The organism is Acidaminococcus sp. CAG:542 (assembly GCF_000437815.1).
In the GTDB taxonomy this organism is placed as follows: Bacteria; Bacillota; Negativicutes; order Acidaminococcales; family Acidaminococcaceae; genus Acidaminococcus.
Window position 1 is genome coordinate 1,480 of sequence record NZ_FR902093.1, and the last position, 12,446, is coordinate 13,925.

General features: G+C 56.4%; 11 protein-coding genes. 10 read left to right on the plus strand and 1 reads right to left on the minus strand.

The features are described from left to right. The 7 genes from QVO43_RS08460 to QVO43_RS08490 form a co-directional block, all read left to right on the plus strand. A partial coding sequence (locus QVO43_RS08460; RefSeq protein WP_288174813.1) for a SufB/SufD family protein occupies nt 1-572 on the plus strand: 572 nt, incomplete at its 5' end. 16 nt (nt 573-588) lie between these two features. Further along, nucleotides 589-1,713 (plus strand): SufD family Fe-S cluster assembly protein, encoded by a 1,125-nt coding sequence (locus QVO43_RS08465; RefSeq protein ID WP_022488094.1) that lies wholly within the window; start codon nt 589-591, stop codon nt 1,711-1,713. Beyond that, complete coding sequence (locus QVO43_RS08470) at nt 1,676-2,896, plus strand: aminotransferase class V-fold PLP-dependent enzyme (protein ID WP_022488095.1); 1,221 nt, start codon at nt 1,676-1,678, stop codon at nt 2,894-2,896. The genes QVO43_RS08465 and QVO43_RS08470 overlap by 38 nt, the downstream gene beginning before the upstream one ends. Nucleotides 2,897-2,915: 19 nt before the next feature. Further along, nucleotides 2,916-3,356 (plus strand): Fe-S cluster assembly sulfur transfer protein SufU, encoded by a 441-nt coding sequence (sufU, locus tag QVO43_RS08475; protein WP_022488096.1) that lies wholly within the window; start codon nt 2,916-2,918, stop codon nt 3,354-3,356. Nucleotides 3,357-3,665: 309 nt separating this feature from the next. After that, complete coding sequence (locus QVO43_RS08480) at nt 3,666-5,738, plus strand: polyribonucleotide nucleotidyltransferase (RefSeq protein WP_022488097.1); 2,073 nt, start codon at nt 3,666-3,668, stop codon at nt 5,736-5,738. 81 nt (nt 5,739-5,819) lie between these two features. Further along, a complete protein-coding gene (locus tag QVO43_RS08485) occupies nt 5,820-6,302 on the plus strand; it encodes a PTS sugar transporter subunit IIA (protein ID WP_022488098.1) in 483 nt (160 codons plus the stop codon). A gap of 13 nt (nt 6,303-6,315) precedes the next feature. Beyond that, entirely contained in the window at nt 6,316-6,747 is a 432-nt protein-coding gene (locus tag QVO43_RS08490; protein WP_022488099.1) for a zinc-ribbon domain-containing protein, read from the plus strand. A gap of 59 nt (nt 6,748-6,806) precedes the next feature. Here QVO43_RS08490 and rpmB read toward each other — a convergent pair whose 3' ends face one another. After that, a complete protein-coding gene (gene rpmB, locus QVO43_RS08495; RefSeq protein WP_012937850.1) occupies nt 6,807-6,998 on the minus strand; it encodes a 50S ribosomal protein L28 in 192 nt (63 codons plus the stop codon). Between the two features lie 119 nt (nt 6,999-7,117). Between rpmB and recG the strand changes: the two genes are divergently transcribed. From recG to fusA, 3 genes are all read left to right on the plus strand, one after another. Further along, nucleotides 7,118-9,181, plus strand: coding sequence for an ATP-dependent DNA helicase RecG (gene recG / locus QVO43_RS08500; protein ID WP_022488100.1), 2,064 nt, complete (start codon nt 7,118-7,120; stop codon nt 9,179-9,181). 157 nt (nt 9,182-9,338) lie between these two features. Then, nucleotides 9,339-10,067, plus strand: coding sequence for a TVP38/TMEM64 family protein (locus QVO43_RS08505; RefSeq protein ID WP_022488101.1), 729 nt, complete (start codon nt 9,339-9,341; stop codon nt 10,065-10,067). A 190-nt stretch (nt 10,068-10,257) separates the two neighbouring features. After that, nucleotides 10,258-12,330, plus strand: a complete 2,073-nt coding sequence (fusA, locus tag QVO43_RS08510) for an elongation factor G (protein ID WP_022488102.1) — start codon at nt 10,258-10,260, stop codon at nt 12,328-12,330. Nucleotides 12,331-12,446 lie beyond the last annotated feature (116 nt).

The following is a 12,446-nucleotide window of genomic DNA, read 5'->3' on the forward strand; positions in this document are numbered from 1 at the left end:
GGGCCATTGGAGGGAAAACCGGTACCATCAACTGGGTCACCGGGTCCTTCGGGTCCCACACCTCCTGCCTGTACCCCATGAGCATCCTCAACGGGGAAGGGGCCCACTGTGAATTCACCGGGGTCACCTTTGCCGGCAAGGGTCAGTACCTGGACACCGGGTCCAAGGTGGTCCACAATGCTCCCCACACCACCAGCAACATTAACTCCAAGTCCATTTCCAAGGACGGCGGGGTGTGCATCTACCGGGGCAGCGTGGTGATCAACGAATGTGCCGAAGGGTCCAAATCCAACGTAAGCTGCGAATCCCTGATGCTGGATGAACAGTCCCAGTCCGATACCATTCCGGCCATTGTGATCAAGAACGACAATGTGGACCTGGGCCATGAAGCCAAGATCGGCCGGATCTCTGACGAAGCCATCTTCTACCTGATGAGCCGGGGCCTTAGTGAGGACGAAGCCCGGGCCATGCTGGTACGGGGCTTTGTGGACCCTGTTTCCAAGGCCCTGCCTCTGGAATATGCTGTAGAAATGAACAATCTGATCAATCTGGAACTGAAAGGTTCCATGTAAAAGGGAGGCGGAGATTATGACCAAAGAACAATTCAATGAACTTCCGCGTCCCACCTTCCGGTGGATGAAAGTGAACCATCTGGAACTGGATCCCCTGGCGGCCCAGGACCTGAAACCGGTGGAACTGGCGGTGCGCCAGGAAGGGAACGTCCAGGTGGAAACCTATGAGGGAAACCGGCTGCCGGATCTGGGAGATTTCCAGGGAGCCAGCCGGGAAGCCCTGGCAGAAGCCCAAAAAGGCGGCAATGTGAACTGCAGCGTTACGGTGGCCGATGGGGAAGAAGCCTCTGTATGGGTCACCTACACAGTCACCGAGGATGTGCCCCGCCTGGTGGGCCAGCTGAAGATCCAGGCCGGGAAGAACAGCCGTCTCCATGTGTATGAACTGTTTGACGGTGACGGAGAAAACGGGCTGGTGAACCTGCTCCAGTTTGTGGAAGCCGGAGACGGCGCCCAGGTTACCATCAGCAAGGTCCAAATCCATGGGGAGAAGGTCCGGCACATCGACCAGCGGCTGACCCGGGAAGGGAAAGAATCCCAGGTGAAGTTCGTCAGCGCCGAAGTGGGGGGCCATCAGAACCTGGTGTATGTCCGCACGGACCTGGATCATGATGAAGCCCGGTTCAAGAGCGCTTCCATGTATCTGGGCAGCGATGATCAGCTGTTCGACTACTCCTACTGGGTGCCCAACAAGGGCTGCAAGACCGATACGGATATCCTGACCACCGGGGCCCTTATGGGCACCAGCAGGAAATATTTCCGGGGGACCATCGACTTCCTCCGGGGCGGCAAGAAGGCGGTGGGCAACGAATCTGACGTGTGCCTGCTGCTGAACAAAGGCGTCCACTCCATTTCCGTGCCTCTGCTGTTGTGCAAGGAGGACGATGTGGTGGGCAACCATGCTTCCAGTTCCGGCCAGATCGACCAGGACATGCTGTTCTATCTCATGAGCCGGGGCTTCAATGAAGCCGGGGCCCAGCTGATCATCGTGGAAAGCAACATCCGTCCTGTCATCGACCAGCTGGGAGATGAAACACTGGAAAACAAGGCGCTCCAGGCTGTACGGACGAAGATGCAGTTCTGCCACCAGAAAGGAAATTGCCATGATAAATGTACGCAGAGATTTCCCCATCTTGACTAAAGTCCACAATGGACATCCTCTGGTGTACCTGGACAATGCAGCCACCACCCAGAAGCCCTATCAGGTGATCCACGCCATGGTGGATCTGCTGGAACATCACAACGGGAACCCTCACCGGGGGGCCCATGTGCTGTCCATCGAAGCCGGGGAACTGTATGATCAGGCCCGGGAAGCAGTCCGGAAGTTCATCAACGCCAAGCACTTCGAAGAAGTGATCTTTGTGCGGAACTCCACCGAAGGGCTGAACCTGATTGCCCGGAGCTACGGGGAAACCCATCTGAAACCGGGGGATAAAGTGGTGATCCCCATTTCCGAACACCATTCCAACCTGGTGCCCTGGCAGAGAGCCTGCCGGAAGACCGGAGCGGAACTGGTTTACATGTACCTGGATGAAACCGGGCACTTTACGGAAGAGGATCTGGCCAAGATCGATGAACGGACCAAGATTGTTTCCTTTGCTGCGGTGAGCAACGTGCTGGGCATGGTGCGGCCGGTGAAGGAAGTGGTGGAACGGGCCCACAAAGTGGGGGCCATTGCCATTGTGGACGGGGCTCAGTCCACTCCTCACATGAAGACCGATGTCCAGGATCTGGACTGCGACTTTTATGTATTCTCCGGCCACAAGATGCTGGGTTCCACCGGCACCGGTGTGGTGTACGGGAAAAAGGCTCTGCTGGAAGAAATGGAACCTTTCCTGCTGGGTGGGGACATGATCGAATACGTCCAGGAACAGACCACCAGCTTCAATGAACTGCCCTACAAGTTCGAAGCCGGGTCCCAGAACGTGGAAGGAGCCGTGGCCCTCCATGCGGCCATCGACTACCTGGATGACATCGGCATGGATAAGGTGGAAGAACACGAACGGGAGCTGACCGACCGGTGCCTGGCAGGGATGCTGAAAATGCCCCACATCCACATTATCGGCAGCACCGATCCCAAGGAAAAGACAGGGGTGATCTCCTTCACCATCGACGGGGTCCATCCCCACGATGCGGCTACCATCCTGGACAGCTTCGGCATTGCCATCCGCAGCGGCCACCACTGTGCCCAGCCTCTGGGAGCTCATCTCCATGTGGAAGCTTCCAACCGGGTCAGCTTCTATATCTACAATACCCTGGAAGAAGTGGATTACTTCCTGTCCAAACTGCCGGAAGTCCGGAAAGTCATGGGCTTCAAAGATTGATGGAAACAGGTGAATGATAATGGAAGACATGAACCAACTGTACTCTGACATTATTCTGGAGCACAACCAGGACCAGGCCAACAAACATGAGCTGGATCCCCACAATCTCCAGGAACACGGCCACAACCCCAGCTGCGGGGATGACATTACCCTCCAGGCGGATATCCAGGACGGGATCATCAAAGATGCCGCCTACACCGGCCACGGCTGCGCCATCAGCCAGGCCTCCACGGATATCATGATCGACCTGATCCGGGGGAAATCCGTCAAGGAAGCCCTCCGTCTGGTGGATCTGTTCCTGGCCATGATCAAGCGGGAAGAAACCGATGACGGGAAACTGGAAGAACTGGACGACGCCATCGCCCTGAAAAATATCTCCAACATGCCCGCCCGGGTAAAATGCGCCGTCCTGGCCTGGCATACCCTGAAGGATGCTTTGGAGAAGGAAGAGAATAAATAAGGTGCTGTTTCGCAGCACAATGGCCCTGTCAATGGTCAATTGCCAGAGAAAAGAACCCGCCTTGTTGGACGGGTTCTTTTTTATTTGGCAATCCATAGGATATTTGATGAGGAAACAAGTATTCTTTGAAAAGGTTGGTATACCATATTCAAAAATTTGCTTTGGCAAATTTTATCATTTAGCCATTGACAATTGACTGTTGACAATTGACAAAAGAGGGCAAAGCCCTCTTTTTTATAGCTTTTTCCCCGCTGGTGTAGTATAATCTACCCATAATGTCAAGAGTGAAACATAAGGAGGATGCAGAGGATGCATAGTTTTAGCACGGATTTTGGAGGTCGGACCCTTACCATTGAAACGGGGAAGATTGCCAAACAGGCCAATGGCGCTGTTCTGGTCCGCTACGGCGAAACGGCTGTAGTGGTGGCTGTGACGGGTACCGATACCCCCAGGGAAGGGGTGGATTTCTTCCCGCTGACAGTGGATTTCGAAGAAAAGATGTACGCAGTGGGCAAGATCCCCGGCGGGTTCCTGCGGAGAGAAGGGCGGCCGGCAGAAACGGCCATCCTCACGTCCCGGCTCATCGACCGGCCCATTCGGCCTATGTTCCCGGACGGCTACCACAACGATGTACAGATCGTGTGCACGGCAGTTTCCGTGGATCCGGACAATGCCCCGGACATTCCGGCCATGATCGGCGCTTCCTGTGCCCTGTCCATTTCTGATATCCCCTTTGAAGGCCCCATCGCCGGGGTCCGGGTAGGCCTCATCGATGGCCAGTTCATTGTGGAACCCACTGTGGAACAGGCCAAGGTCAGCGAACTGAACCTGGCAGTGGCCGGTACCAAAGACGCCATCCTGATGGTGGAAGCCGGCGCCAAGGAAGTTTCTGAAGAAGTGATGCTGGATGCCATCTGGTTTGCGCACGGCGAAATCAAGAAACTGGTGGAATTCCAGGAAAAGATCCAGGCCGAAGTGGGCAAGCCCAAAATGGACTTCGAAGTCTACACTCCCCCCGCAGAACTGGCCCAGGAAATCGAAGCCTATGGGGAACCCAAGATCCACGATGCCCTGATGGATCCGGACAAGCTGCACCGGGACAAAATGGTCAGCGAAGCCAAGGAGGAAATCCTGGCCCACTTTACGGAACTGTATCCGGACAATGAAATCGATATTGCCCATGTGGTGGCCAAACTGGTGAAACGGGTGTTCCGGCACATCATCACCGTGGACAAGATCCGTCCGGACGGCCGTGCCCTGGATGAAGTCCGTCCCATCAGCTGTGAAGTGGGGCTCCTGGCCCGTCCTCACGGCTGCAGCCTGTTCACCCGGGGACAGACCCAGGTGCTCAACTGCCTGGCCCTGGCTCCGCTCCGGGAAGCCCAGAACCTGGAAACCCTGGCCGGGGACATCCAGAAACGGTACATCCACCATTACAACTTCCCGCCTTACAGTGTGGGCGAAACCAAACCTCTGCGCAGCCCGGGCCGTCGGGAAATCGGTCACGGGGCGCTGGCGGAACGGGCTCTCCTGCCGGTGATTCCTTCGGAAGAGGAATTCCCCTATACCATCCGGCTGGTTTCTGAAGTGCTGGAATCCAACGGTTCTTCCTCCATGGCCAGCACCTGTGCCAGCACCCTGTCCCTGATGGATGCCGGCGTGCCCATTAAAGCTCCGGTATCCGGGGTGGCCATGGGCCTGGTGAAGGAAGGAGAAAACTTCACCATCCTTACCGATATCCAGGGCCTGGAAGACGCCAACGGGGATATGGACTTCAAGGTAGCTGGTACCTCCAAGGGTATCACCGCCATCCAGATGGACATCAAGGTGGACGGCCTGACCAAAGACATCCTCCAGGCGGCCCTGGCCCAGGCCAAGAAAGGCCGTGCCTTCATCCTGGGCAAGATGCTGGAATGCATCTCCGAACCCCGGAAGCAGCTGAAGAAATACGCACCCAAGATCACCACCATTAAGGTGAACCCGGAGAAGATCAAAGACATCATCGGACCTGGGGGCAAGGTGATCAAGAAGATCGTGGAAGATACCGGTGCCCAGATCGACATCAACGATGACGGTACCGTGTACATTGCCGCCGCCGACAGCGCATCCGCCGATGCGGCCATCAAGACCATCCAGGACATCACGGCAGAACCGGAAGTGGGCAAGGTGTACACCGGCAAAGTCACCCGGATCATGAACTTCGGGGCCTTTGTGGAATTCATGCCCGGCCGGGAAGGGCTGGTGCACATTTCCCAGCTGGCCAAGGAACGGGTGGAAAAAGTGGAAGATGTAGTCAGCGTAGGCGACGAAATCGTCGTGAAGCTGGTGGAAATCGACTCCAAAGGACGGCTGAACCTGTCCCGGAAAGCCTGCTTGAAATAAGAAAAAAGGGTGCTGCTGTGCAGCACCCCTTTTTTCATGTTACAATAATATGGTACACACAGGAAACAAGGAGATCATACTATGGGATTGTTTTTCAGAAAGACGAAAGTGACCTTGCTGGCTCCTTTGACCGGGGAACTGGTGTCCCTGGATCAGGTGCCGGACAAGGCTTTTGCCCAGAAAATGCTGGGAGACGGGGTGGCGGTACGGCCGGAAGAAGGACGGCTGGCAGCCCCCTGTGACGGAACCATTTCCTATGTGCCGGATACGGCCCATGCCATTGCCCTCACGGAAGGCCACGGACTGGAAATCCTGCTCCATGTGGGACTCAATACGGTGGCCCAGAATGGGGCGGGCTTCAAGGCCCTGGTTAAAACCGGGGACAAGGTAAAGGCCGGCCAGCCTCTGATCGAATTCGACCGGGAGAAACTGGGAAGCTGCGGCTGCAATCTGACTACCCCCATGGTGATCACCAATGGGGATAAGGTGGGGAAGATGGAAAAGGCACAGTCAGGACCGGTGGCGGCCGGTAAGGACATTGTCCTGACCATTACCCTGAACTGAGGGGGAAGGAACCATGAAAGTAAACGGCAGCGGCGGAAGTTTTGTGGAACAGGTCTACAACCTGGCACCGGCAGTGGCCTGGGAACTGGGGCTTCAGGTATGCCGGGAAATGGAAGTGGAAATCGAAAAAGAGGATGATGCCGGGATGCTGCTGAACGGCTCCCTGGTGTCGGAAGAAAAATCCTTCCTTTTCGGGAAACCCAAACGGAAGGAAATCGTTTTTGCCGTACAGCCTTTGGAACAGGGCTGCAATGTAATCGTGGACATCCACAAAAAACGCATGGAAGTGTACAGCCTGAAGCCCCAGAACCGGGAAACGGATAAATTTGTGGCCCTGTTCGAGGAAAAGGCCCAGGCTTACCTGGATCAGCGGATTTGTCCCCAGTGTCATGCAGCGCTGCCCAAAAACGTGGCCTTTTGCCCCTTCTGCGGGGCGAAGCTGTAGAGAGAAACAAAAAAGCTGGCTGCCGAAGCAGTCAGCTTTTTTATGTTGTAACCTATAGCTTAGATGGCGCGGGTTACCTTGCCGGAACGTAAGCAGCGAGTGCACACGTTGATGCTCTTCACTTCACCGTCTACCACCGCTTTAACCTTTTGAACGTTAGGTTTCCAAGAACGTTTTACATGTCTATTGGAATGGCTGACGTTGTTGCCGGACAGCTCACCTTTGTTGCAGATTTCACAGATGCATGCCATGGTCCCACCTCCTTCAAGTTATAAGGCAATGCTTTATTTTTAAAACTCAATGTAGCTATTTTAACACAAATTGGATTATAATTGCAAGTAGAAAACCATGAGAAAAGGAGAAAATGACCATGTGGTGGCAGGAACCTGTAAGCAAACTCAAAGGCATCGGGCCCAAAAAGGCCCTGGAATTCGCAAATATCAACGTAGAGACCATCGGCGACCTGCTGAATCATTTTCCCCGGCAGGGCTGCTATCTGGATTATTCCCACATCCGGACCATCGGAGAACTGACCACCGGTGGGGAAATGCAGCTGTTCCGGGGGACCATCGTCCGGCTGAACAACCGGCGGAGTGCCCGGAACATGAAATACGCCACCATTACCCTGGGGGACGGCACGGGCTTTGCGGAAATCGTCCTGTTCGGGGCACAGACCTACATGACCCGGGTGTACCATACCGGAGATGAGGTGCTGGTCATCGGCAAGGTGAACCTGGGCCGCACCGCCAAAAGTGTCACCAGCGCCAGTCTGTCCCATGTAAAGGATGAAAAGGCGGAGGCCCCCGGCATCCTGCCCACTTATGCCCTGACCGGCAGCCTGACCCAGAACCAGGTCCGGGGGGCGGTGCGCCAGGCTCTGGCCCTGGCCCGGAAGGAACTGCCGGAGTGCCTGCCGGAAAAGATCCTCCAGGCCAAGCATTTCCTGCCCCGGCTGGAAGCCCTGGAGAACATTCACTTTCCCAAAAGTCCGGAACTGCTGGAAAAGGCCCGGCAGCGGCTGATTTTTGAAGAGCTGTTCTTTCTCCAGTGCGGGCTGCTCCATCACCGGGTGGAAATCAAGAAGGACAGCCGGGGCATCAAGATGGCCCGGTCCGGAGAGCTGGTGCAGAAGGTACGGGAAGGTCTGGGCTTTGCGCTTACCGACAGCCAGAAAAAAGCCTGGCAGGAAATCGACGACGACATGCAGAGCCCGGAACCCATGAACCGGCTGGTCCAGGGGGATGTAGGCTCCGGGAAGACGGCCCTGGCCCTTCTGGCCCTGGCCAAAGCAGTGGAAAACGGCTACCAAGGCTGTCTCATGGCTCCTACAGAGATCCTGGCGGAACAGCATTACCAGGAAATGCAGAAGGTGCTGGAACCGGCCGGAATCCGGACGGCCCTTTTGACCGGAGGCCTGACTGCCAAAAAACGCCGTCAGGTGCTGGAAGGCCTGGCAGACGGCTCCATCCAGGCAGTGGTGGGGACCTACGCCCTGATCCAGGACAAGGTGGTGTTCCATTCCCTGGCCCTGGCCATTACGGACGAACAGCACCGGTTCGGGGTGGCCCAGCGGGCCAAACTCCAGGCCAAGAGCCAGTATGCGCCCCATGTGCTGGTGATGACCGCCACCCCGATTCCCCGGACTCTGGCTCTCACCGTGTACGGGGACCTGGACGTGTCCCTGATGAAAGGAATGCCCCCGGGACGGAAACCGGTCCGGACCCTGTGCTACACCGAGGACAAACGGCCGGCAGTGTACCAGGGGATGGTCCATCAGATCCAGGAAGGCCACCAGGCCTATGTGGTGTGCCCCCTGATCGAGGAAAGCGAAGGGGTGGACGCCAAGGCGGCGGAAGAACTCTACGAGGAACTGACTTCCACCTATCTGAAGGGGATCCCCTGCGGGCTCCTCCACGGCCGTCTGAAGCCGGAAGAAAAGGATGCGGTGATGGAAAGTTTCGCCCGGAACGAAACCAAGGTGCTGATCACCACTACGGTGGTGGAAGTGGGGGTGAACGTGCCCAATGCCACACTGATGGTCATCGAGGGAGCGGACCGGTTCGGCCTGGCCCAGATGCACCAGCTCCGGGGCCGGGTAGGACGGGGCAGCGCCCAGTCCTACTGCGTGCTGCTTACCGCTTCCACCAATCCGGTGACCCTGGAACGGCTCCAGATCATGCGCAGCTGCAGCGACGGGTTCCTGCTGGCGGAAAAGGATCTGGAACTCCGGGGGGCCGGCCAGTTCTTCGGCCTGCGCCAGCACGGCCTCAGCGACCTGTACATAGCGGACATCCTCCGGGATACGGATACCCTGGTGGAAGCCCGGAAAGCGGCCCAGTGGGCCATGGGAGACCCGGACACGGCCCAGGAAGTGATCCGCGCCGCTGCCACCACCCAGTTCGACGGACGGTTCGAGAGGATATTCAATGCATAAGGTGGAGCTGCACGTTGCGTGCAGCTCCCCTCGCTGTCAGCGGCCCCCTTCTTTCACCTTTCTTTACATGCAGTTTTCATTTCTGTAACAAGTTCCGGCTATAATAAATAAAATCCACTATTGACCTTTCATTGATTTTGTCATAAGGAGCCGTATCATGGAAGCACCTGTACAATCACAACCGCAATATCCTGCCCAAGACCGCTGTTCGGAACGGACTTTCAAACTTCTGGCTTTTGCCGGGCTGTTGGGGGTCCTGGTCCTGATCCATTTTCTGGACCCCGGATTCTATCACCAGATCGTCCACCTGGCCCGGGGTGGGAACATCCAGGAAACCGTGGACTTTCTCCGCTCCTTCGGCCCCTGGGCCGTAGTCATCAGTTTCCTGCTGGATGTGTTCATCAACGCCGCCGGCTGTCTTCCCTCCATTTTCCTGTCTACGGCCAATGGGGTGGTGTTCGGGCTGCCGGTGGGGATCCTGGTATCCTGGTCCGCGGAAAGCGTGGGGGTGATTCTCAGTTTCCTCATTATGCGGTATTTCCTCCGGTCCACAGCGGAAACCGTCATTGCCAAAAGCAACAATCTCCAGAAACTGGACGAGATGAGCAGTGAAAACGGCCTGGTGGCCATGGCACTGGCACGGACCCTGCCCTATTTCCCTTCCGGGATCCTCACCTGCTTGGGAGCCATCAGCCGGATGAAGTTCCGGGACTATGTGATTGCCACCTTTATCGGGAAACTGCCCTCCACGGCCCTGGAAGTGGTGGTGGGCCACGACATCGTCCATTTCCGCCAGCATATGGACCGGCTGGCCATCCTGGTGACTCTGGTGCTCCTGGTCTACGGAACGCTGCTGTACAGCCGGTACCGGAAACGTCGGGCCTGAGAAAGAGCTGCAGAAGGAATGTGTATCTATCGTTACACATTCCTTTTTCTTTTGGGAGAATTTCAAAAGTTTTCTGTAAAAAGCAGGAAAAAGGCTGTCTTTCCCCGAAAAAGAGTACCATCAGACTTGTTGAGGACCCTGTTTCGGCAGCGGTACCTCCTGCACCATACGGAACAAAGGGGGCTGTACAGTGAAAGAGTATACAGGTGATAAAATCAGAAACGTGGCAATCGTAGGTCATGGAGGCGCAGGCACCACTTCCCTGACGGAAGCTCTGCTCTACCGCAGCGGGGCCATCAGCCGGATGTGCAAGGTGGAAGACGGCCAGACCACTACGGACTTTGAACCGGAAGAAATCAAAAGAGGGGTTTCTGTCAGCGCCACCCTGGCACCGGTGGAATGGCGGGATGTGAAGATCAACTTCATCGATACCCCGGGGTTTGCGGATTTCGTGGCGGAAGTGAAAGGGGCCTTCCGGGCGGTGGACAGCGTGCTGATCGTGGTCAGCGCCACCAGCGGGGTCCAGATCGGGACGGAACAGTGCTGGAAGCTGGCGGAAGAAGCAGGTCTGCCCCGGCTGATCTTCGTGAACAAAATGGATCGGGAAAACGCTGATTACGACAATATCCTGGACAATCTCCGGGCCAAGATCGGGAAACGGATCCTGCCTCTGGAACTGCCTTTGGGCAAGGAAGCGGATTTCTGCGGGGTCATCGACGTGTTCAACCAGAAGGCCTACCGGGGCAACGGCAACGGGGCCGACGAAATCGAGGTCCCTGCTGATCTGAAGGAATGGGTCCAGGATGCCCATGACAAAATGGTGGAAGCGGCGGTCGAAGCCGATGATGAAATCATGGAACGGTATCTGGAAGGGGAACCCATTTCCGATGAAGAAGTGATGAGCTGTCTGGTGAAGGGCATCCGGCAGGGCATCATCTTCCCGGTGCTTTGCGGCTCCGCCTTCAAGAACATCGGACTGGGCCGGACCCTGTCCGCCATTGTGGACTACACCTTCCCGGCCATCCTGAACGAATACCATGTGACCAACCTGAAGAATGGTGAAGTGGAACGGCGGGATTCCAACGCCCCGCTGGCGGCCCTGGTGTTCAAGACCACCTCCGATCCCTTTGTGGGCCGGATGAGTTTCGTCCGAGTGTTCTCCGGGGTCATCAAAGCCGACAGCTCCGTGTACAACGCCAGCCGGGATGAAGTGGAAAAAGTGGGGACCATCTGCACCCTCCGGGGCAAGAACCAGATCCCCATGAAACAGATCCCTGCCGGGGATATCGGAGTGATTTCCCGTCTCCAGTTCACCATGACCGGGGATACCCTGAGCGCCAAAGAGACACCGGTGCAGTTCGCTCCCATTGAATATCCGCTGCCCATGTACAGCCGGGCCATCGCTCCCAAAAAGAAGGGGGACGAAGACAAGATCGCATCGGCCCTGAACAAACTGATGGATGAAGATCCCACCTTCATCGTCAGCCGGAACCCGGTGACCAAGGAAACCCTGATCAGCGGCATGGGGGACCAGCATCTGGATATCCTGATGGAGCGGATGAAACGGAAATTCGGGGTGGATGCCGTGCTGAAACCGCCCATGGTGGAATACAGGGAAACCATCCGGGGTTCTGCGGAAGTGGAAGGCAAATACAAGAAACAGACCGGCGGCCACGGGCAGTACGGCCATGTGGTCATCAAGATGGAACCCCTGCCTCCGGGATCCGGGTTCGTGTTCGAGGACAAGATCTTTGGCGGCGCCGTGCCCCGGCAGTATATCCCGGCAGTGGAAAAGGGCATGAAGGAATCCATGGAACACGGGATCCTGGCAGGATACCCGGTGGTGGATTTGAAGATCACCCTGCTGGATGGTTCCTACCATACGGTGGACTCTTCGGAAATGGCCTTCAAAGTGGCATCCCACATGGCGTTCCAGAAAGCGGCGGAACTGTCCAAACCGGTACTGATGGAACCCTATTACAACCTGGATGTGTATTGTGATGAACGGATGACCGGGGATATCATCTCCGACCTGAACAGCAAACGGGGACGGATCCTGGGGATGCAGTCTGCAGAAGACGGCCGGGCTGTGGTCAAGGCACAGGTGCCCTATGCGGAAATCCTGGATTATGCAGTGGATCTCCGGGCACTGACACAGGGGACCGGGACCTTTGAAATGAAATTCGACCATTATGAAGATGTGCCGCCCAGACTGGCGGAAAAGATCATTGCCGACGCCAAGGCAGCGGCAGAAAAGAAATAAGATAAGGGGGGCATGTGTGAAAAACTCACACATGCCCCTTTTTTTTCAGCGGCCGCTGGAAATCAATTTTGCAAATTGATTTTGAAACAGCATAAACTGTAGGGGGCGCAGGCCCG

Bases quoted from the DNA above. Each gene is read 5' to 3' on its own strand.
- QVO43_RS08465 (WP_022488094.1), top strand. From the start codon at position 589: ATGACCAAAGAACAATTCAATGAACTTCCGCGTCCCACCTTCCGGTGG.
- QVO43_RS08470 (WP_022488095.1), top strand. From the start codon at position 1,676: ATGATAAATGTACGCAGAGATTTCCCCATCTTGACTAAAGTCCACAAT.
- sufU (WP_022488096.1), top strand. From the start codon at position 2,916: ATGGAAGACATGAACCAACTGTACTCTGACATTATTCTGGAGCACAAC.
- QVO43_RS08480 (WP_022488097.1), top strand. From the start codon at position 3,666: ATGCATAGTTTTAGCACGGATTTTGGAGGTCGGACCCTTACCATTGAA.
- QVO43_RS08485 (WP_022488098.1), top strand. From the start codon at position 5,820: ATGGGATTGTTTTTCAGAAAGACGAAAGTGACCTTGCTGGCTCCTTTG.
- QVO43_RS08490 (WP_022488099.1), top strand. From the start codon at position 6,316: ATGAAAGTAAACGGCAGCGGCGGAAGTTTTGTGGAACAGGTCTACAAC.
- rpmB (WP_012937850.1), bottom strand. From the start codon at position 6,998: ATGGCATGCATCTGTGAAATCTGCAACAAAGGTGAGCTGTCCGGCAAC.
- recG (WP_022488100.1), top strand. From the start codon at position 7,118: ATGTGGTGGCAGGAACCTGTAAGCAAACTCAAAGGCATCGGGCCCAAA.
- QVO43_RS08505 (WP_022488101.1), top strand. From the start codon at position 9,339: ATGGAAGCACCTGTACAATCACAACCGCAATATCCTGCCCAAGACCGC.